This window comes from Rhodococcus sp. GA1 (assembly GCF_024321955.1).
Lineage (GTDB): Bacteria > Actinomycetota > Actinomycetes > Mycobacteriales > Mycobacteriaceae > Rhodococcus > Rhodococcus pyridinivorans.
Genome location: NZ_CP097186.1, coordinates 3,546,154 through 3,565,882, shown reverse-complemented (window position 1 = coordinate 3,565,882; position 19,729 = coordinate 3,546,154). Strand labels below are relative to the sequence as shown.

The window sequence follows — 19,729 nt, the reverse complement described above, 5'->3', positions numbered from 1 at the left end:
CTCGGGCCGGGTCGCGGCGGACGATCGAAATGTCCGGTCCAGCACCCTTTCGGAGGAACCCATGCGTACTCTTGCCACCCGCTCCCGCCTCGCGACCGCCGCCGTCCTGTCGCTCGGCACCGCCGCAGTACTGCTCGGAACAGGAACTGCCACAGCACAACCCGCGCCCGGCGTAGTCGGCTTGAGCGAGCAGGCCGCGGTCGCCGTGCTCGCCGCGGAGGGTGTGCCGTACTCGATCGTCAACCGGTCCGGTTCCGCCGGCGGCGACTGCACCGTGACCGCTCAGCGCGACCGGGGATACCGGACCGAGGTCGAGTACGAATACGACAGTGACGACAACGAGTTCGATCGTGTCGAACGTCAGGTGTGGCGCGGGGTCGGCCTGACGGTCGTGTGCCGCTGACCCACCTCGAAGGTCGGTCCAGACCGAAAACACTCTCCCACAGACCATCTCGAATGTCCTCGCGGCTTCCGAGCACGCCGGACGACGAGTTGTCCAGGATGATCCCAGCACTCCCCCGGCGAGAGTCCGGTCGACCCCGAGTCGAAGATCAGGGTGAAGATCCGGGTCGTTCCCGGATGTGGCGGGATCGCCTCGGCGACAGGATGAATGCATGAACTTCGAGAACCGGACTCCCCGCCCCTTCACCCGCTCCTCGTCCCAGCGCATGCTCGGTGGCGTGTGCGCAGGACTGGCCGAGTACTTCGGCATCGACCTCAACCTCGTGCGCGCGGGCGCACTCCTCACAGCCTTCGTCACGGGTGGCACCGCCGTACTGCTCTACCTCGCACTGTGGATGATCGTCCCCGAACACTGATCGACATCCCGGCCCGAGAACATGCGACCCCCGATGGACATCCATCGGGGGTCGCATGTTGCACAGGTGGCAGCGGCAGGCGCGAACCACTACGACTGGGCGCTGCCCAGCAGAGCGCTGCCGCTGTCGAGCAGGGTGCCCAGAAGTTCGGTGCCGCCGAGCAGTTCGAGGGCGGAGCCGATGAGTTCGATGATCTCCATGAGAATCTCCTTCGTCCGATCGCATATCGAACGGATTTCGTCCGATCGCTTTACGCCCACCCGGAAATCCGACCGGATTCCATCCGGGCTCGAATAGATTCTGGTCACATTCGCCGAACTTTCGCGACCCGAGAATGCAAAAAACTGGTGTGATGACTTTCACACTCGCCGATTCACCCAAAGGGTCCCGTAAATCAGCAGTTCAGAGTACTCGCATAAGAAAATGGAACGTTCGTACCGATCAATTCGCTTCGGATTCGATATTTCCGATCGACCCGTTTCATCCCGTTCCCGAACAGTTATGGGCGAGTTGCCCGGTCCACCGGAAATATGCCCACCGAACGGAAATGCCCGGCTCGACAGAGGTCGAACCGGGCATTCGGCGAGTCGCGGAAGAAACCCCTACAGTCCGACCGCCTCGGACAGTACCGGCCACGAGTTGCGCAGATCGTCCTCCCAGTAGTCCCACGAGTGCGTGCCCGCCGGGCGGATGTCGATGTGGGCGGGAATGTCCAGTTCCCCGAGGCGCTGAGCCATCCGCTGTGTGCAGTGGTGGACGGCTGCCTCGATGCTGCCGCCGACGACCACCTGCCCGACGAGCCCGATCGGGTCGTTGTTCACCGACCGCGATCCGAGCCGCTCGTACTGCCCGGGCAGACCCGAACCCGACGAGATGTACAGGTCGATACCGCGGAGCTTCTCGGCCTGGAGGTAGGGATCGTTCTCGATCCAGGCCGGATCACCGACCGGGCCCCACATGTTCTCGGGGTCGCCACCCTTGACGCGTACGACGGCCTGCACGTAGGACTGCCCCAGCGGCGTGCTCGTCTCGGCGCATCCGCTGTACGCCCCGACCGCCTCGTACAGCTCGGGGGCCGTCGTGGCGAGGCCGAGCACCGACGTCCCCGACATCGACACTCCCGCAATGGCGTTGCGTCCCGATGTCCCGAACTCCGTGTCGATGACCGGCGGGAGTTCGTGCGTCAGGAAGGTCGTCCACATGTTGCGGCCGAGTGCGGGATCGTCGTTGCGCCAATCGGTGTAGTAGCTGTAGCCGCCGAGGAGCGGCGTGACGACGTTGATGTTCTTGTCCGAGAAGAAGTCCTCGACGTCGGTCTGCTTCTCCCAGGTGGCGATCCCCTGCCCGCCTCCCGAGCCGTTGATCAGGTAGAGGGTGGGACGCGGTTCGCTCGAGTCGGCGGGCGTCCGGATCCGGAGGGGGATCACCTTGTCCATCGACGGTGAGTAGACGTTCGCGATGACGGTGCGGTCGCTCTCGTGCTCGACAGAGGTCAGCTCTCCCACCGGTCGCTGGTCGTCGGCTTCTACCGACTGCGCGAAAGCGCCTCCGGGAGCCGCGAGGACCATCGACGTTCCCATCGCCACCGTGAGCAGTACCCGCCGTAACCAGGACGACCGCATATTCTCTTCCCCTCGTCGATCCGTCTGGCTGCGCACCTCGGACCGGTTGCGGATCGGCACGAACCTCCGGAACCGGATGAAGTGACACTTTCGTGACATTCATCGTCCGCAGAGCCCCTTTCGTAACGAATATGTGATCGTTCCGTACCGGAGGCCGGAATCGTCGGGGAACAGCACGAGGCCCGACCCCACCGGAGTGGGATCGGGCCTCGTGTGGCTCAGGGGCGGATCAGAAGTCCTCTCCGCCCGCAGGGGCGGATCAGAAGTCCTCTCCGCCCGCAGGGGCGGATCAGAAGTCCTCTCCGCCCGCAGGGGCGGATCAGAAGTCCATGCCGCCCATGCCGCCGGTCGGGTCGCCCACGGGAGCGGCGGCCTTCTCCGGCTTGTCGGCGACGACGGCCTCGGTCGTCAGGAACAGAGCCGCGATCGACGCAGCGTTCTGCAGCGCCGAGCGGGTGACCTTGACCGGGTCGTTGATGCCCGCTTCGAGCAGGTCCTCGTAGTCGCCGGTCGCAGCGTTGAGGCCGTGGCCGGCCTCGAGGTTGCGGACCTTCTCGGCGACGACGCCGGGCTCGAGGCCGGCGTTGAAGGCGATCTGCTTCAGCGGCGCCTCGAGAGCGACCTTGACGATGTTGGCACCCGTAGCCTCGTCGCCCTCGAGCTTGAGGTCGTCGAGAACCGGAGCGGCCTGCAGCAGGGCCACGCCACCACCGGCGACGATGCCCTCTTCGACGGCAGCCTTCGCGTTGCGGACGGCGTCCTCGATGCGGTGCTTGCGCTCCTTGAGCTCGACCTCGGTCGCGGCACCGGCCTTGATGACGGCGACGCCGCCGGCCAGCTTCGCGAGGCGCTCCTGCAGCTTCTCACGGTCGTAGTCCGAATCCGACGCCTCGATCTCGGCGCGGATCTGGTTGACGCGACCGGCGATGGCGTCGGGATCGCCCGCGCCCTCGACGATGGTGGTCTCGTCCTTGGTGACGACGACCTTGCGGGCCTGGCCGAGCAGCTCGATGCCGGCGGTCTCGAGGGAGAGGCCGACCTCTTCGCTGACGACCTCGCCACCGGTGAGGATGGCGATGTCGGCGAGCTGGGCCTTGCGACGGTCACCGAAGCCCGGAGCCTTGACGGCGACCGACTTGAAGGTGCCGCGGATCTTGTTGAGGACCAGGGTGGACAGAGCCTCGCCCTCGACGTCCTCGGCGATGATCAGCAGCGGCTTGCCCGACTGGATGACCTTCTCGAGCAGCGGCAGCAGGTCCTTGACCGTGGAGATCTTGGAGCTGACGAGCAGGATGTAGGGATCCTCGAGCACGGCCTCCTGACGCTCTGCGTCGGTGGCGAAGTAGAGGGAGATGTAGCCCTTGTCGAAGCGCATGCCCTCGGTCAGCTCGAGCTGGAGGCCGAAGGTGTTGGACTCCTCGACGGTGATGACGCCTTCCTTGCCCACCTTGTCGATGGCCTCGGCGATGAGCTCACCGATCGCGGGGTCGCCGGCGGAGATGCCTGCGGTGGCGGCGATCTGCTCCTTGGTCTCGACCTCCTTGGCGGTGTCGAGCAGCTTGGCGGTGACGGCCTCGACGGCCTTCTCGATGCCGCGCTTCAGGCCGAGGGGGTTGGCGCCCGCAGCAACGTTGCGCAGACCCTCGCGGACGAGCGCCTGGGCGAGCACGGTAGCGGTGGTGGTGCCGTCACCCGCGACGTCGTCGGTCTTCTTGGCAACTTCCTTGACCAGCTCGGCGCCGATCTTCTCGTACGGATCCTCGAGCTCGATCTCCTTGGCGATGGACACACCATCGTTGGTGATCGTGGGGGCGCCCCACTTCTTCTCGAGAACGACGTTGCGACCCTTGGGGCCCAACGTCACCTTGACTGCGTCGGCGAGGCTGTTGAGGCCCCGCTCGAGGCCGCGACGGGCCTCTTCGTCGAACGCGATGATCTTGGCCATTGCGAAGTGATCCTCCGGGTATGGGGGTGACACCGGAGCGATCGCTCGTCGGATCGCTCCATGTACGCCTTCGGCCGGAAGCAGTGCCCGCGACGGACGACCAGGGGTGTCGAAAACCCGGTCTCACCCTACCGACCTGGCACTCACGTGTTGCGAGTGCTAAGTGCATTTTTAGCACTCGGGGGTGGCGAGTGCAAGACTACCGGCACCTGCCACCCCCGTCACGAAATCCGCGAAAGACCGACTACACGGTCGTCCGGATCATCGGTGCCGCGCTCGCTCAGCGCGGCGTCGAACCGACCCCCACGGCGCACCACTGTCCCGTCGCGGTGTTGACCGCGAACGACTGGGCTCCGACGCACGTGACGCCGGTGGTGTCGGCCGTGGCGCCCGACCCGTAGCCGGCCACCGACAGGGTCGTCGCCGGACCCTGAGCCCACGAGTGGCTCAGTCCGCCGCCGAGCGCGTAGGCGAACGACCGGCCGCCGTCACGGGCTGCACTGAGCGCCGTGCCGAAGCCCGTCGCGTGGGCTTCGGCGGCACCGGCCGACTCGGCGACCGACACCGCGGTGCCGCTGTCGGCCGCATACGCGCGAGCGAAGGCGTCCTCGGCGGTGGCGCCGCAGCTGGCGGTATCGGACACCAGGATGTCGTTGGCAGAAGGAGGCGACACACAGGTCACCGGCGCCGCTGCGGCGGTACCCCCACCGAACAGCGCGGCCGAGGCCACACCGACGGCGACGAGTACACCGGCCCGGAACGAACGGCGCGCGGTGAGAGCGGAACGGAAGGAACGAATGGACAAGAACGGCTCCTCTGCACTGGAGTGCCTCTACGCGAAAGGCTGCGTCTGCGCTGAACGGGGCGAGCGCCCCGGCGGTAGGGTACCGATCACATGCGTCTCACGCGAGACCGCCTGTCACAGACTGTCGAGGAGCCCCGGGAGAGCGGCGACGGAGTCGATGACGTGGTCGGGACGATCGACCGCCAGGTCCAGGACGGATTGCCGAAACTTTCCGGTACGCACCAGGATTCCCGTCATACCGAGGCGTTGCCCCGGGACGACCTCGCCCGCGATGTCGTCGCCGACGACCACCATCCGATCCGGTTCGACACCCATCCGCTCCGACGCCACGAGGAAGCCGCGCAGCGACGGCTTGCCCACCGCCACCACCGACCGTCCGGTGAGTTCCTCGAGTCCCGCCAGGTAGACACCGGTGTCGATCCGCAGCCCGTCGGCCGCCTGCCAGGCGAGCGCCCGGTGCATCGCGACCACCGGGACGTCCTCGAGCATCAGTTCGGCGACGCGACTCATCGCCCGATGCGTGAAGGCATCTCCCGCTCCACCGAGGATCACCACCTCCGGATCGTCCGCGTCCAGGACGAGACCGTCGAGATCCGCTGCGATGTCGCCCTCGTTGAGGACCCAGCAGCGCAGACCCGGATAGGTCTGCCGGACATGGTCGACGGTGAGGGACACCGCCGTGACGATCTCGTCCGGCTCCACCTCCATCCCCAGATCCGTGAGCCGCTGCGCGATCTCGGCACACGTACGCGAGGTGGTGTTGGTGAGGAAGGCGCGGCGGACGCCCTCGGCACGCAAACGTGCCAGGACGTCCGCCGCGCCCGGGACGGGCTGCCACTCGGTGACGAGCACACCCTCGATATCGAACAACACCCCGTCCACATGCGTCATGCGTCGAGCCTATCCGCGCGGTGACTCGCGGAGAAACGCTCGGCCTACACGCTACCGGCGAGACGCTCGGCGAGCAGGCGGGTGAAGCGTGCCGGGTCCTCGACCTCGCCACCCTCGGCGATCAGCGCCAGGCCGTGGAGCAGCTCGGCGACGTCGGCGAGCGAGGCGTCGTCCGGACGCTGTTCCCGGGCCGTGCGCAGACCCGACACGAGCGGGTGATCGGGGTTGAGTTCCAGGATCCGCTTGACCCGCGGCACCGGCTGACCGGACGCCTTGTACATCCGCTCGAGGGCGGGCGACATGCTGAAGGTGTCGCCGACGATGCACGCCGGGGAGGACGTCAGGCGCGACGAGAGCCGCACGTCCTTGACCTGCTCGTCGAGGGTCTCCTTCATCCACGACAGCAGGTCGCCGAACTCCTTCTCCTTCTCCTCGCGTTCGGCTTCGGCGGCCTTCTTCTCGTCCTCGGTACCGAGGTCGACGTCGCCCTTGGCGATCGACTGGAAGCGCTTGCCCTCGAATTCCGGAACGGAGGTCACCCACATCTCGTCGACGGGGTCGGTCAGGAGCAGCACCTCGATGCCCTTGTCGCGGAACGCCTCCATGTGCGGGGAGCTCTCGAGCAGCTGCCGCGACTCGCCGGTGAGGTAGTAGATCGCGTCCTGGCCGTCCTTCATGCGCTCGACGTAGCCGGCGAGCGTGGTCTGCTCCTCCTCGCTCGCCGTCGAGTCGAACGACGAGATCGCCAGCAGCGTGTCGCGGTTGTCGGTGTCGGAGATCAAACCTTCCTTGACGACCCGGCCGAACTCGCGCCAGAACTTCGTGTACTTCTCGGGTTCCTTCGCGGCCATGTCCTTGACGGTCGCGAGGACCTTCTTCGTCAGGCGGCGGCGGATGGCCCGGATCTGCCGGTCCTGCTGCAGGATCTCACGAGAGACGTTGAGCGACAGGTCCTGCGCGTCGACCACACCCTTGACGAAACGCAGGTACTCGGGGACGAGATCCTCGCAGTCGTCCATGATGAACACGCGCTTGACGTACAGCTGCACGCCGGTGCGCCGTTCGCGGGCGAACAGGTCGAAGGGCGCGTGCTCCGGGATGAACAGCAGCGCCTGGTACTCGAAGGTGCCCTCGGCCTTGAGCGGGATGACCTCGAGCGGCTCGTCCCAGGCATGGGCGATGTGCTTGTAGAAGTCCGTGTACTCCTCCTCGGAGACCTCGTCCTTCGAGCGCGCCCACAACGCCTTCTGCGAGTTGAGGGTCTTGGTCTCGAAGGTCACCTCGTCGGTGCCGTCCTCCGACTTCGTGGTGCGCGAGACCTCCATGCGGATCGGCCACGCGATGAAATCCGAGTACTTCTTGACGATCTCCTCGAGCTTCCACTGCGAGGTGTAGTCGAACAGGTGGTCCTCGGCATCCTCGGGCTTGAGATGCAGGACCACCGAGGTGCCCTGGGGCGCGTCGTCGACCTCGGCGATCGTGTAGGTGGATTCGCCGCTGGACTCCCAGCGCGTACCGGTCTTCTCCCCGGCCTTGCGGGTGACGAGCGTGACCTTGTCGGCGACCATGAACGACGAGTAGAAGCCGATACCGAACTGGCCGATCAACTCCTCGGAAGCGGCGGCGTCCTTGGCCTCGCGCAGCTTCTGCCGGAGTTCGCCCGTGCCGGACTTCGCGAGGGTGCCGATGAGATCGACGACCTCGTCGCGGTTCATGCCGATGCCGTTGTCGCGCACGGTCAGGGTGCGCGCATCCTTGTCCACCTCGAGCTCGACGTGCAGGTCGGAGGTGTCGACGTCGAGATCCTTGTTTCGGAAAGACTCCAGCCGGAGCTTGTCCAGGGCGTCCGACGCGTTGGAGATCAACTCGCGCAGGAAGGTGTCCTTGTTCGAGTAGATCGAGTGGATCATCAGATCCAGCAACTGCCGCGTCTCGGCCTGGAATTCACGCTGTTCGACGTTCGTACTCATTCCGGGTTCCCTTTCCACAAGCAGAACTTCCCCGGAAATAGTAAGCCGTCCGCGAGTCCGGCCCGTTCGCGCTTCCGGGTCCATGATGGAGGTGCAGGCTTCGTCCATCACAGGAGGTTGCGATGACGGTTCGTCGGACAGTGGTCGTCGGTGCGGGCATCGTGGGTCTGTCCACCGCGTGGTTTCTGCAGGATCGAGGCATCGAGGTCACGGTGCTCGATCGGGTCGGCGTGGCGGGTGACGCCTCGTGGGGCAACGCCGGGTGGCTCGCGCCGGCACTGACCCTGCCGCTACCCGAGCCGGGGGTGCTGCGTTACGGCTTGCGCTCGATGTTCCGGCCGTCGTCGCCCGTCTACGTGCCGCCCACGACGGATGTGCGGTTGCTGCGCTTCCTCGCCGACTTCGCCCGGCACTGCACGAGACGGCAGTGGACGTCGTCGATGAAGGTCTTCGCGCGCGCCAACCGCCTCGCCCTCGATGCCTACGACGATCTCGCCCGCGGGTCGGGCGACACGATCGTCACCGAACCGACGCGGGTCGCCGATCCGTTCCTCGCGGCGTTCACCTCGGACGACGACCGTCGGCTGCTGGTCGAGGAGTTCGAGCACGCGCGTGCCGCCGGCAGCGAGATCGACTTCGACCTGCTCGACACCGACACGCTGCATTCGCTCGAACCGCTGCTCGGGGACTCGGTGCGGGTGGGTCTCCGGATCCGGGGGCAGCGGTTCATCGATCCGCCGCGGTTCGTCGCCTCGCTGGCGCACGCGGTCCGCGCCCGGGGTGCGGAGATCGTCACCGACGTCGACGTCGAGGAGGTGCGCGACACCGGTCGCGGGGTGGATGTCGTCGTGGCCGGTGGGCACTCGCGGTCGGCGGATGCGGTGGTACTCGCGAACGGAGCGTGGCTCGGGTCGCTCGCCCGGCCGTTCGGCGTGCGCACGCAGGTCCAGGCCGGTCGCGGCTACAGCTTCAGCGTGCGGCCGCCGAGCCTGCCGAAGAACCCGGTCTACTTCCCGGCCCAGCGGGTGGCGTGCACACCCCTCCAGGACCGTTTCCGGGTCGCGGGAATGATGGAGTTCCGCAGTCCCGACGCCCCGCTCGACCCGCGACGCATCCGGGCGATCGTCGACGCGACCCGTCCGCTGTTGCGTGAGGTCGACTGGGACGGGCGCAGCGAGGAGTGGGTGGGCTCACGGCCGTGCACGGCGGACGGGCTCCCGTTGATCGGCCGCACCCGTTCGGATCGGGTGTACGTCGCCGGCGGGCACGGGATGTGGGGTGTGGCGCTCGGTCCCCTCACCGGACGGCTGCTCGCCGGGTCGATGACCGGCGAGCCGGATCCGTTGCTCAGGTCGTTCGATCCGCTGCGCTGACCGGTCCGGGTTCGAGACGGTCGCGCACGCGGTCGAACCATTCGAGGACGGCCCGTTCGTAGAGGATGCCGAAGTCGAGGGTCGCCGCGGCGTGCGGCGGGAGGATGTCGGCCGCCGCCTGCTGTTCGTAGGCGGCGAGCTGCTCCTCGTGTCTGCGGCGATGCTCGGCGAGCATCGAGGCGAGGCGCTCGGGCGAGAGGTGATCGCCGAAGGCGACGGTCAGCAGCAGCGGATGGCGGATGTTCTCATCGCCCGGTTCGCGGTCGATCCATTCGGCGAAAGCCGTGCGTCCGGCCTCGGTCAGCAGGTAGGGCTTGCGGTCGCGCGGGCCCTTCTCCCCTGCCTCGATCAGTCCCTGCCGTTCCATCGCGGCCAGTTCCCGGTAGACCTGGCTCGTCGTCAGCGACCAGAACTTGCCGATGCGTGCCTGTGCGGTGGACACCACCGGCCCCGGTATCGCGACATCGCCGCTGCGCGTCTCCGATGCCGAGCGCGAAACGATCGTGGAGGAGCTCGGGCGCCATCTCACCGCCGGACGGTTGACGATCGGCGAGTTCGACGAGCGTGTGGCCCGGGTCTACCGCGCCGTGACGCAGGACGACGCCGGCGCCGTTCTCGCCGACCTGCCGTCGACACTCGTTCCCACCCCGTCCCCGCCGGCCGGCAAACCGTTCCCACGTCTGCGCCTGCCGCTCCACCAGCGCATCGAATGGGGAGCATGGGCCACCGTGGGATCGATCAATCTCGTGGTGTGGGCACTGGTCTCGCTCGGAACGGCCTCGTCGATCTACTTCTGGCCGATCCGGGTCGTCGTTCCGTGGGGCATCGTGCTGGCGGTGCGCACCGCGCTCGGGGTCGAGGGCGGGCCCGGCCGCCGCAGTGTGCCCGGTGGGCGCGAGAACAATGGTCCGGCGGGTCCGACCTGTCTGCAATAGTCGGGACCAGCCGTGCCCATCCCGGGCATCCCGCACGCCGGAGACGGAGCTGCCGATGTTTCTTCTCGACGACAGGCTGGTCTTCGGCGCCGGAGATCTCACCCGCGCCGCCTCGTGCGAGTTCGCAGTGCTCCGCAACCTCGACTCGACGCTCGGTCGGCTCCCGCGCCCCGACACCGAACCCGACGCAATGCTCGACCGTGTCGCCGCACTCGGCGGCCGCCACGAGCAGCGCGTCCTCGACCGCTTCCGCGCGCAGGTGGGTGCGGAGAAGGTCGTCGAGATCGCCCGGCCCGAGTACACCGCGCAGGCGCTCACCGAGGCGGCGCAGGCCACCCTCGACGCCGTCCGGGCCGGCGCGCCCGTCGTCTATCAGGGCGCTTTCTTCGACACCGGTTCCTCCGACACTGCCCCCGATCCGCTCGGCATGATCGGCTTCTCCGACTTCCTCGTCCTCGAGGACGACGGCTACGCCGTCTACGACAGCAAACTCTCCCGGCACGCGAAGGTCGAGGCCCTGCTCCAGCTCGCCGCTTACGCGGACGCACTCGCGCGCACCGGGACGACGGTGTCCTCGCACGCGCATCTCGTCCTCGGCGACGGCTCGATCGCCTCCTACCCGCTCGCGGAGATCATGCCGGTCTATCGGCACCGACGCGCCTGCCTCGAAACCCTTCTCACGTCGCACCGCGCTGCCCCCGGGCCGGTGCGGTGGGGAGCGGGTGGGCACACCGCCTGCGGTCGCTGCGACGACTGCACCCCGGAACTCGAACGTCACCGCGACCTGCTGCTGGTCGCGGGGATGCGCAGTACCCAGCGGCTGCGGCTGATCGAGGCGGGCGTGTCGACCATCGACGACCTCGCCGCATGCGCGGCACCCGTCGACGGGATGGCGCGCCGCACCTTCGACGCCCTGCGCGCCCAGGCACGGGCGCAGCTCGAGGAGGAGAGGCGGGACAGTCCCTATGCGGAGGTCTACGACGCCACCCCGCTCGGCATCCTGCCCGCGCCCGACGAGGGCGACATCTTCTTCGACTTCGAAGGCGACCCACTGTGGTCCGAGGGCGGCAGTTCCGAGTGGGGACTCGAGTACCTGTTCGGCGTCGTGGAGGGACCGGCCGACGCACCGATCTTCCGGCCCTTCTGGGCACACGACCGCGAGCAGGAGCGGCAGGCACTGCTGGACTTCCTCGACTACGTCACCGACCGCCGGCGTCGCCACCCGAGGATGCACGTCTACCACTACGCCCCGTACGAGAAGACGGCGTTGCTGCGGCTGGCCGGGCGCTACGGCGTCGGCGAGGAGATCGTCGACGACCTGCTGCGCGAAGGTGTGCTCGTCGACCTGTACCCCGTGGTGCGCAACTCGATCCGGGTGGGTGCCCGGACGTACGGACTGAAGAAACTCGAACCGCTCTACACCGAGGAGAGCGAGGCACGCGACGGCGATGTCGCCGACGCGGGCGCCTCGATCGTCGCGTACGCCGACTACTGCGCACTGCGCGATGCCGGGCACCTCGAGGAGGCGGAACGCGAACTCGCGTCGATCGCCTCCTACAACGAGGCCGACTGCATCTCCACCCTGCGTCTGCGCGACTGGCTGCTCACCCACGCCCGTGACCACGGCATCTCCCCCACCGAGACGACCCACGACGAGGCCGCTCCCGACGCGCAGGCACACCCCGTCGAGACGAAACTCCTCGAATACGTCGGCGGTGCACTGGCGGGCGACCGCACCCCGGAACAGCAGGCGGCCGCACTCGTCGCCGCGGCCATGGGCTACCACCGGCGCGAGCGGAAACCTCTCTGGTGGGGACACTTCGATCGTCTGGCGACGGCTCCCGACGAGTGGGCGGACGCCCGCGACACGCTGGTCGCGGCGACGTGCACACTCGAGACCGACTGGCACAAGGCCACGCCCCGCCGGCGACTGCTCCGGCGTCGGCTGCGCCTCGCGGGCGAGTTCGAGCCGGGCAGCACATTGCGCGCCGGGCAGGACGTCTTCCTGTTGTACGACGCTCCGGGACCGGACGGACTGCCCGACGGCGGCACCGGGACGCGCGCGTGGTCGCGCGGCGTGGTCGTCGAACGCACCACGGGGACGGACCATCCCGACGTGCTCGTCGTGGACGAGTCGCTACGGACGGACGAGGAGTACTCCGTGCTACCGGTGGCCGTCACTCCCGGCGCGCCGATCTCGTCGAAGAACATCGAAGCGGCGATCGCCTCCGCCGCCGAGGCGATGTGCAGCGAGTTGCCGGCTCTGCCGTCGACCGCGGCGGTGGACGTACTGCGCCGCATCCCTCCCCGCCTGCGCTCCGGTGCCGCGCTGCCGCCGCTCGGCGACGACGCGGCCGGCACGATCGTCACGACCGTTCTCAACCTGGAGAATTCGTACCTGGCGGTGCAGGGCCCACCCGGCACCGGCAAGACGTACACCGGGGCCCGGGTGGTGGCGGCGCTCGTGAACGAGCACGGCCGGCGCGTCGGCGTGGTCGCGCAGTCGCATTCGGTGGTCGAGAACATGCTGGCCGGGATCGTCGCCGCGGGAGTGTCGCCGGAACGGGTCGCCAAGGCGAAATGCCAGAGCCCCGATCCGACGTGGACCGCCTTCCCTGACGCGAAGTCCCTTGCGGCGCATATCGGTACATCCGCCACCGGCTATGTGGTGGGCGGAACGGCCTGGGACTTCACGAATCCGAACTGCATCGAGCCCGGCAGCCTCGACCTGCTGGTGGTCGACGAGGCCGGTCAGTTCTGTCTCGCCAACACCATCGCCGTGGCCACGGCGGCGTCGAATCTGCTGCTGCTCGGCGATCCCCGCCAACTGCCGCAGGTCTCGCAGGGCACCCACCCCGAGCCGGTCGACGAGTCCGCCCTCGGATGGCTCGCCGAAGGGCACGGTGCGTTGCCCACCGATCGCGGCTACTTCCTTCCGGTGACCTGGCGGATGCACCCGGATCTGTGCGCGCGGGTGTCCGAGCTGTCCTACGAGGGACGACTGCAGTCGAAGTCCGAGATCACCACGCGCCGCGCGCTCGACGGCGTCCCGCCCGGCGTGCGGCTCGTGGAGGTCGCGCACGAGGGCAATGCGACCTGCTCGCCCGAGGAGAGCGCCGAGATCGTGCGCGCCATCGCAGCCGTGCTCGGCTCGGCGTGGACGGACGACGCCGGCTCCCCGCCGCGACCTCTCGGCGAGGAGGACGTCCTGGTGGTCGCACCGTACAACGCTCAGGTCACCCGCCTACGGCAGGATCTCGCCGCCGCGGGTCTGCACCGGGTCCAGGTGGGCACCGTCGACAAGTTCCAGGGCCGCCAGGCGGCGATGGTGTTCGTGTCGATGACCGCCTCCGCCGTCGAGGACGTGCCGCGGGGCATGTCGTTCCTGTTGTCCCGCAACCGGTCGAACGTGGCTCTCTCACGCGGCAAGTGGTCGGCGGTGATCGTCCGGTCCGGCGCCCTGACCGATCACCTCCCGTCGACACCGGACGGCCTGATCGAACTCGGGGCGTTCATGCGGCTGACCGGAGCCGACCCGACCGGGGCGTGACCGCACTCACATCGTCCGTTAGGATCGACGACGATCCTGTTACCTCCGGTAGCAGATACACGGGACCTGGTCCCCCGGAGAAGACCCGGTCCCCCGAGCACAGGAGTACACGTGTCGAAGACCCTCGAGGCCACGATCGAGATCACCGCCTCCCCCGAGCAGGTGTGGCGCGTGGTGTCCGATCTGAAGCGGATGGGCGAGTGGAGCCCGCAGTGCCGTCGGATGATCGTGCGCGGTGGGCCGGTGTCGGCCGGCACCACCACGATCAACATCAACAAGAAGGGGCTGCTGGTGTGGCCCACGACGTCGAAGGTGATCGACTTCGAACCCGGCCGTCGCCTGAGCTTCCGGATCAACGAGAACCGCTCCATCTGGTCGTTCACCCTCGAACCCACCGCCACCGGCACGCGGGTCACCCAGCGGCGCGAGGCGCCCACCGGGACCAGCAAGGTCTCGCAGACCCTGGTCAAGTATGTTCTCGGCGGCACCGAGGCGTTCGACGACGAACTGACGATGGGGATGAACGCGACTCTCGCCCGTCTCAAGAACGAGATCGAGGCGGCCGCGCGGGTCTGACCTTCCCTCCTCGGCTCACGTACGCTGGAGTGCCTGTGGACCGACAGGACCCGCCCGCGAGACGGGCGGGTCCCCTGCGGTCCCGGACCACCGATCGCCAGCGATAAGAGGAGCCCGTGGCACGTAAGCCGACGCCCGCCGGAACACCCCCCACCAGCGGGGTAGCCCACATGGTCGACCTGGTCAGGCATGTCGTACCGCCCATGCATCCGGGCGGCATCCCCTTCGTCGCAGCTCCGCTGGCCGTGGCGACCCTCGGCCGCCGCAAGCCCTGGCTGCGCCGCGCCGGTCTCGCATCGGCACTGGCGTGCGCCACCTTCTTCCGGCACCCGCACCGCGTGCCGCCGAACCGCGCCGGAGTGGTCGTCGCTCCCGCCGACGGTGAGATCGCTCTCGTCGACCATGCCGTGCCGCCCGCCGAACTCGGGCTCGGCAGCGAGGAGCGCCCCCGGGTCAGCATCTTCCTGTCCGTCCTCGACGTGCACGTGCAACGCAGCCCCGTCGGCGGCACCGTCCGCTCGGTGGTCCACACCCCGGGCAAGTTCCTCTCCGCCGATCTCGCCGACGCGAGCGAGGTCAACGAGCGCACCAGCATGCTGATCGAGACGCGCGACGGCGCCGAGGTCGCCGTCGTCCAGATCGCCGGGCTGCTGGCACGGCGCATCGTCAACGACGCGCAGATCGGCGACACCCTGCCGATCGGCGACACCTACGGCCTGATCCGCTTCGGATCCCGGGTCGACACCTACCTGCCGGTCGGGAGCACCCTGCTGGTCGAACGCGGGCAGCGCACCATCGGTGCCGAGACCGTCCTCGCTCAGCTGCCCACGGTGTCGTGAGTCCGCACACGCAGGGTTCGCGTGCGGTCGCGACCGGGCGGTCCCGCAATCGGCCCAACGTCGTCCGCCTGCTGCCGAGCGTCATCACGGTCCTGGCGTTCTCCGCCGGACTGTCGGCGGTGAAGTTCGCGCTCGACGGACAACTCGGCACCGCGCTCGGCATGATCGGCGCCGCGGCCGTCCTCGACTCGCTCGACGGTCGCATCGCCCGCATGCTCGACGCGACCAGCAAGATCGGCGCCGAACTCGACTCGCTGTCGGACGCCGTCGCGTTCGGTGTCGCCCCGGCGCTCGTGCTCTACGTGACGTTGCTCGACGGCAGCCCCTTCGGCTGGATCGTCGCCCTGCTCTACGCAGTGAGCCTCGTGCTGCGACTCGCGCGCTTCAACACCCTGCTCGAGGACGACAGCGTCCCCGCCTACGCACGCGAGTACTTCGTCGGCGTGCCCGCACCGGCGGCCGCCCTCATCGCGCTCGCACCCGTCGCCGCCCACATCCAGTGGGGCGACGGCTGGTGGACCGCCTACGGGCTGGTCGCGGTGTGGATCCTCGGGACAGCCGGGCTCGCGATCAGCCGCATCCCGACCTTCGCGATGAAGTCGGCGTCCGTGCCCGCGCGACTCGCCGTGGTGCTGCTCGTGCTGGTCGCGATGGCGGCGGCCGCGCTGGTCACCTATCCGTTCATCCTCATGCTCGTGCTGGTCGCGGTCTACCTCGCGCACATCCCCTTCGCGGTGCGATCGCGGCGCTGGGTCGCGGCCCGGCCCGAAACCTGGGACATCAAGCCCTCGGAGCGACGCGCACTGCGTGCCCGCAACCGCGCGCAGCGTCCGCGTCGTGTCGCCGCCCGGCGTGTCGCCACGTCGGCTAGATCTCAGGCGCGACTCGGGCTGCGCCGTCCGCGAGGACGATGACATGCACGACCCGCGAGGACGATGACATGCACGACCCGCGAGGACGCTAGTGACGTTCTAGGCTCGGCGGGGTGACGACCCCACAACTCTCACTCACCGTCCGGCTCAACACCTCCGCCGCCGACTCGCGGCGCGGTGTCGTGCGTCTGCACCCCGAGGCGCTGGCCGCGCTGGGCCTGCGGGAATGGGACGCGATCGCGCTGGTGGGAGCGCGTCGCACGGCGGTCGTGGCGGGTCTCGCCCCGGCCGGCACCCCGACCGGCACGATCCTGCTCGATGACGTGGTGCTGTCGAACACAGGCCTGAAGGAGGACGCGACGGTCGTCGTCGCGCCCGTGACGGTCTACGGCGCGCGCACGGTGACGGTCACCGGGTCCACCCTCGCGCGGCAGTCGATCCCGGAGACCACCCTGCGTCAGGCGCTGCTCGGGAAGGTCCTCACCGTCGGCGACGCGGTGTCGCTGCTCCCCCGCGATCTCGGACCGGGCACGAGCAACGCCGAGACGACGCGGGCACTGTCGCGGACGTTCGCGATCGCGTGGACCACCGAACTGCTCACCGTCTCCTCGGTCGATCCGGCCGGACCGGTGAGCGTGCAGCCGAACACCGCCGTCGTGTGGGGCGGTGGCCCGGGTACCCTGCCGTCCTCCGTGCCGTCCGCTTCCGGATTCGTCTCGTCGGGGTTCGTCGCCTCCTCCCCCGCGACAGACCGTCCCGAATCGGCCCCCGCCACGCCTCCGCCACCGCCGGTCGAGGATCTCGTGGGTGTGCAGGTCCAGGTCGCGAAGCTCTCCGAGTGGCTCACCCTCTCGCTCGACGAACCCGAACTGCTGCGCACCCTCGGCGCGTCGCCGCATCTCGGGGTGCTCGTCACCGGTCCCGCCGGGGTCGGTAAGGCGACCTTCGTGCGCTCGGTGGTCGCCGACCGGCGTCTGGTCGAGGTCGACGGGCCGGGCGTGGGTGCACTCGCCGCCGACGAGCGGCTGCGCCGGATCTCCGCGGCGGCCGAAGCGGTGCGCGGTGGGGGCGTCCTGCTGCTCACCGACGTCGATGCCGTGCTCCCCGCCGACACCGAACCCGTCGCGACATTGATCCTCGACGAGCTGCGGCGGGTGGTCGACACCGAGGGCGCGGTGCTGATCGCGACCACCGCGCATCCCGACGACGTCGACTCCCGGCTGCGTGCCCCGGAGATCTGCGACCGCGAACTGTCCCTGCCGCTGCCCGACGGCGCGACCCGCCGCGCCCTGCTCGACGTGCTGCTGCGCTCGGTGCCGTCCACCGGTCTCGACCTCGCCGCCGTCGCGGGTCGCACCCCCGGTTTCGTCGTCGCCGACCTCGCGGCGCTGTGTCGCGAGGCGGCACTGCGCGCGGCGTCGCGGGCGAACCGCGACGACGACGAACCCTCGCTCGTCCAGGACGACCTGCTCGGCGCGCTCGAGGTGATCCGTCCGCTGTCGCGATCGGGTTCCGAGGAGCTGGCGATCGGCAGCGTGAGCCTCGACGACGTCGGCGACATGGTCGAGACGAAGCAGGCCCTGACCGAAGCCGTCCTGTGGCCGCTGCAGCATCCCGATTCGTTCGAGCGTCTCGGTGTCGATCCGCCGCGCGGTGTGCTGCTGTACGGCCCGCCCGGTTGCGGCAAGACCTATCTCGTCCGCGCTCTCGCCGGCACGGGACGTCTGAGCGTCCACGCCGTCAAGGGCGCCGAACTGATGGACAAGTGGGTCGGTGCGTCGGAGAAGGCGGTGCGCGAGTTGTTCGAGCGTGCCCGCAATTCGGCACCGGCGTTGGTGTTCCTCGACGAGATCGATGCTCTCGCACCGCGCCGCGGGCAGAGCTCCGATTCCGGGGTGTCCGACCGGGTCGTCGCGTCGCTGCTCACCGAACTCGACGGTGTCGAGCCGCTGCGCGACGTCGTGGTGGTGGGAGCGACCAACCGGCCCGACCTCATCGACCCGGCTCTGCTGCGTCCCGGCCGGCTCGAACGTCTCGTGTTCGTGCCGCCGCCGGACGCCGAGGCCCGGGCCGCGATCCTGAAGACCGCGGGCCGATCGGTACCGCTCGACGACGACGTCGACCTCGACGACCTGGCCGCCGGACTCGACGGCTACTCGGCCGCGGACTGCTCGGCGCTGCTGCGCGAGGCCGCGCTCGCGGCGATGCGGCGCAACGTCGACGCCGCCGTGGTCACCGCCGAGGACGTCGCGGTGGCCCGGGAGAAGGTGCGCCCCTCGCTCGATCCCGTGCAGGTCGCTCATCTGCAGGCCTACGCGGAGGGCCGTTGAGATGGCCGTGACCACCGCGGTCCGCGTCGCCGGACCGGCAGCCGTCCTCGCGGCCTTCCTCGCCGCCGGGGTCGCGATCCTCGTCCCGGCCGCGGGCGAATCGGTCCTCCCTGAGGGTGCGCGCAGCGAATGGGCACCCGTGGTCACCGCCGCGCTCGCCGTTCTCTCGGCGGCCGGGCTGCAGCGGACCGGCTCCCGACGTACCGCCTGGATGCTGGCCGCCGCCTCGATCGTGGTCCTCGGGTCGATCCGCTATCTCGTTCCCGCCGGCATCTCGGCCGACAGCCTGACGGTCGTCGGATGGGTGATCGCCGCGATCACCGGTGTGCTGCTCGGGGCGGCGACCGCGGGCTCGTGGGGTTCGGCGACCGGTCAGTGGGCCCTGATCGCCGGTGGGTGGGCGGCCTTCCTCACCGCCGCGGCCGTCGGTTCCGAGGTCCCCGTGGAGGCCATGCGCTGGACGGTTCCCCAGTGGGCGCTGGCCTTCGCACTCGTGGCAACGGTCGCCGCCGCGCTGACGGTGCCTGCCGGGATGCGCGTGCAGCGGGCCGATCCGCGGTTGCTCGCGATCATGGTGACCGCCGCGGTGGTGCTCTCGGTGGGCTACCGACTGCTGGGTGAATTCGTGGGTTCCCGCGCGAGCGACACGGGTGTGCTCCTGTGGCTGGTCGCCGGTGGGGCGCTCGCGGTGGCGGTCGTCGGTGCCGAGATCGTCGCGCGCCTCGTCCCGCCCGGAGACGACCGGTTCGTCCTCGCGGTCACCGGGGCCGTGGCCGCGGCGTACCCCGTCCTCGTCGAGTTGTGGTCGGGTATGCAGTCGGCGACCGTGCCGTGGTGGGTGCTGCTCGTCGCGGTGGCCGCCGTGGTCGCCGGGGTGCGGCTCTCCCCCTCCATGCCGTACGCGCTTCCCGGGCTGATGCTCGCCGCGTCGATCTCGGCGGCGACGGTGTGGTGGCCGGCGGAGATCGGCGAGGGAATCCCTCTTGCGGTGCGGGTGGCGCTCGTCGCGCTGGGCACCGGTCTCGCACTCGGGGCATCGTTGCCGGGCTCGGCGTCCGTCGCGGCTCTCGGCCTGGCGCTGCCGGTGCCGGCGACGGCCGTCGTCGGGGCGGTGTGGATGCTTCCGGCGGATGCGCAGTGGTCGGCGCTCGCACTGTTTACCGCGGCCGTGATCTGTGCGTGGCAGGTGCGCTAGCGCTCTCA

Annotated in this window: 15 protein-coding genes and 1 pseudogene; 10 read left to right on the top strand and 6 right to left on the bottom strand. The window is 69.2% G+C overall.

Features of this window, described 5'->3' with window-relative positions; translation table 11 throughout:
- Positions 1-61: 61 nt before the first annotated feature.
- Positions 62-403 (top strand): hypothetical protein, encoded by a 342-nt coding sequence (locus M3330_RS16795; RefSeq protein WP_024101798.1) that lies wholly within the window; start codon positions 62-64, stop codon positions 401-403.
- 211 nt (positions 404-614) lie between these two features.
- Entirely contained in the window at positions 615-818 is a 204-nt protein-coding gene (locus M3330_RS16790; RefSeq protein ID WP_064062654.1) for a PspC domain-containing protein, read from the top strand.
- A gap of 602 nt (positions 819-1,420) precedes the next feature.
- Here the strand turns inward: M3330_RS16790 and M3330_RS16785 are convergent.
- From M3330_RS16785 to htpG, 5 genes are all read right to left on the bottom strand, one after another.
- Positions 1,421-2,440, bottom strand: coding sequence for an alpha/beta hydrolase family protein (locus M3330_RS16785; protein WP_255025586.1), 1,020 nt, complete (start codon positions 2,438-2,440; stop codon positions 1,421-1,423).
- 319 nt (positions 2,441-2,759) lie between these two features.
- Positions 2,760-4,385, bottom strand: a complete 1,626-nt coding sequence (gene groL / locus M3330_RS16780) for a chaperonin GroEL (protein ID WP_024101799.1) — start codon at positions 4,383-4,385, stop codon at positions 2,760-2,762.
- A gap of 280 nt (positions 4,386-4,665) precedes the next feature.
- Positions 4,666-5,190 (bottom strand): DUF6764 family protein, encoded by a 525-nt coding sequence (locus M3330_RS16775; protein ID WP_255025577.1) that lies wholly within the window; start codon positions 5,188-5,190, stop codon positions 4,666-4,668.
- Positions 5,191-5,304: 114 nt separating this feature from the next.
- The gene (locus tag M3330_RS16770; protein ID WP_255025576.1) at positions 5,305-6,081 is read right to left on the bottom strand and encodes an HAD-IIA family hydrolase; all 777 of its coding nucleotides are present in this window, start codon (positions 6,079-6,081) and stop codon (positions 5,305-5,307) included.
- Between the two features lie 44 nt (positions 6,082-6,125).
- Entirely contained in the window at positions 6,126-8,051 is a 1,926-nt protein-coding gene (htpG, locus tag M3330_RS16765; RefSeq protein WP_255025575.1) for a molecular chaperone HtpG, read from the bottom strand.
- A 122-nt stretch (positions 8,052-8,173) separates the two neighbouring features.
- On the opposite strand from htpG, the gene M3330_RS16760 reads away from it, so the two are divergent.
- Positions 8,174-9,424, top strand: coding sequence for an FAD-binding oxidoreductase (locus tag M3330_RS16760; RefSeq protein WP_033096167.1), 1,251 nt, complete (start codon positions 8,174-8,176; stop codon positions 9,422-9,424).
- Here M3330_RS16760 and M3330_RS16755 read toward each other — a convergent pair.
- Positions 9,399-9,869: pseudogene (locus M3330_RS16755) on the bottom strand (PadR family transcriptional regulator); the annotation flags it as partial. The gene M3330_RS16760 and the pseudogene M3330_RS16755 overlap by 26 nt on opposite strands.
- Here M3330_RS16755 and M3330_RS16750 point away from each other — a divergent pair.
- The 7 genes from M3330_RS16750 (at position 9,844) to M3330_RS16720 (ending at position 19,721) form a co-directional block, all read left to right on the top strand.
- The gene (locus tag M3330_RS16750; RefSeq protein WP_200358538.1) at positions 9,844-10,359 is read left to right on the top strand and encodes a DUF1707 domain-containing protein; all 516 of its coding nucleotides are present in this window, start codon (positions 9,844-9,846) and stop codon (positions 10,357-10,359) included. The pseudogene M3330_RS16755 and the gene M3330_RS16750 overlap by 26 nt on opposite strands.
- A 55-nt stretch (positions 10,360-10,414) precedes the next feature.
- The gene (locus tag M3330_RS16745) at positions 10,415-13,909 is read left to right on the top strand and encodes a bifunctional RecB family nuclease/DEAD/DEAH box helicase (RefSeq protein ID WP_219129376.1); all 3,495 of its coding nucleotides are present in this window, start codon (positions 10,415-10,417) and stop codon (positions 13,907-13,909) included.
- Between the two features lie 111 nt (positions 13,910-14,020).
- Positions 14,021-14,485 carry an SRPBCC family protein gene (locus tag M3330_RS16740; protein WP_006553630.1) on the top strand — a complete coding sequence of 155 codons (465 nt, stop codon included), beginning with the start codon at positions 14,021-14,023 and terminating at the stop codon, positions 14,483-14,485.
- 116 nt (positions 14,486-14,601) lie between these two features.
- The gene (locus tag M3330_RS16735; protein WP_024101805.1) at positions 14,602-15,324 is read left to right on the top strand and encodes a phosphatidylserine decarboxylase; all 723 of its coding nucleotides are present in this window, start codon (positions 14,602-14,604) and stop codon (positions 15,322-15,324) included.
- A complete protein-coding gene (locus M3330_RS16730) occupies positions 15,321-16,238 on the top strand; it encodes a phosphatidylcholine/phosphatidylserine synthase (RefSeq protein WP_006553633.1) in 918 nt (305 codons plus the stop codon). Before M3330_RS16735 ends, M3330_RS16730 begins: the two co-directional genes overlap by 4 nt.
- Before the next feature lie 71 nt (positions 16,239-16,309).
- Positions 16,310-18,526 carry an AAA family ATPase gene (locus M3330_RS16725; protein ID WP_255025574.1) on the top strand — a complete coding sequence of 739 codons (2,217 nt, stop codon included), beginning with the start codon at positions 16,310-16,312 and terminating at the stop codon, positions 18,524-18,526.
- Between the two features lies 1 nt (position 18,527).
- A complete protein-coding gene (locus M3330_RS16720; RefSeq protein WP_039585470.1) occupies positions 18,528-19,721 on the top strand; it encodes a hypothetical protein in 1,194 nt (397 codons plus the stop codon).
- The last annotated feature ends 8 nt before the right edge of the window (positions 19,722-19,729 follow it).

Coding starts and splice junctions, on each gene's coding strand:
- M3330_RS16795 (WP_024101798.1), top strand. CDS start 62: ATGCGTACTCTTGCCACCCGCTCCCGCCTCGCGACCGCCGCCGTCCTG.
- M3330_RS16790 (WP_064062654.1), top strand. CDS start 615: ATGAACTTCGAGAACCGGACTCCCCGCCCCTTCACCCGCTCCTCGTCC.
- M3330_RS16785 (WP_255025586.1), bottom strand. CDS start 2,440: ATGCGGTCGTCCTGGTTACGGCGGGTACTGCTCACGGTGGCGATGGGA.
- groL (WP_024101799.1), bottom strand. CDS start 4,385: ATGGCCAAGATCATCGCGTTCGACGAAGAGGCCCGTCGCGGCCTCGAG.
- M3330_RS16770 (WP_255025576.1), bottom strand. CDS start 6,081: ATGACGCATGTGGACGGGGTGTTGTTCGATATCGAGGGTGTGCTCGTC.
- htpG (WP_255025575.1), bottom strand. CDS start 8,051: ATGAGTACGAACGTCGAACAGCGTGAATTCCAGGCCGAGACGCGGCAG.
- M3330_RS16760 (WP_033096167.1), top strand. CDS start 8,174: ATGACGGTTCGTCGGACAGTGGTCGTCGGTGCGGGCATCGTGGGTCTG.
- M3330_RS16750 (WP_200358538.1), top strand. CDS start 9,844: ATGCGTGCCTGTGCGGTGGACACCACCGGCCCCGGTATCGCGACATCG.
- M3330_RS16745 (WP_219129376.1), top strand. CDS start 10,415: ATGTTTCTTCTCGACGACAGGCTGGTCTTCGGCGCCGGAGATCTCACC.
- M3330_RS16720 (WP_039585470.1), top strand. CDS start 18,528: ATGGCCGTGACCACCGCGGTCCGCGTCGCCGGACCGGCAGCCGTCCTC.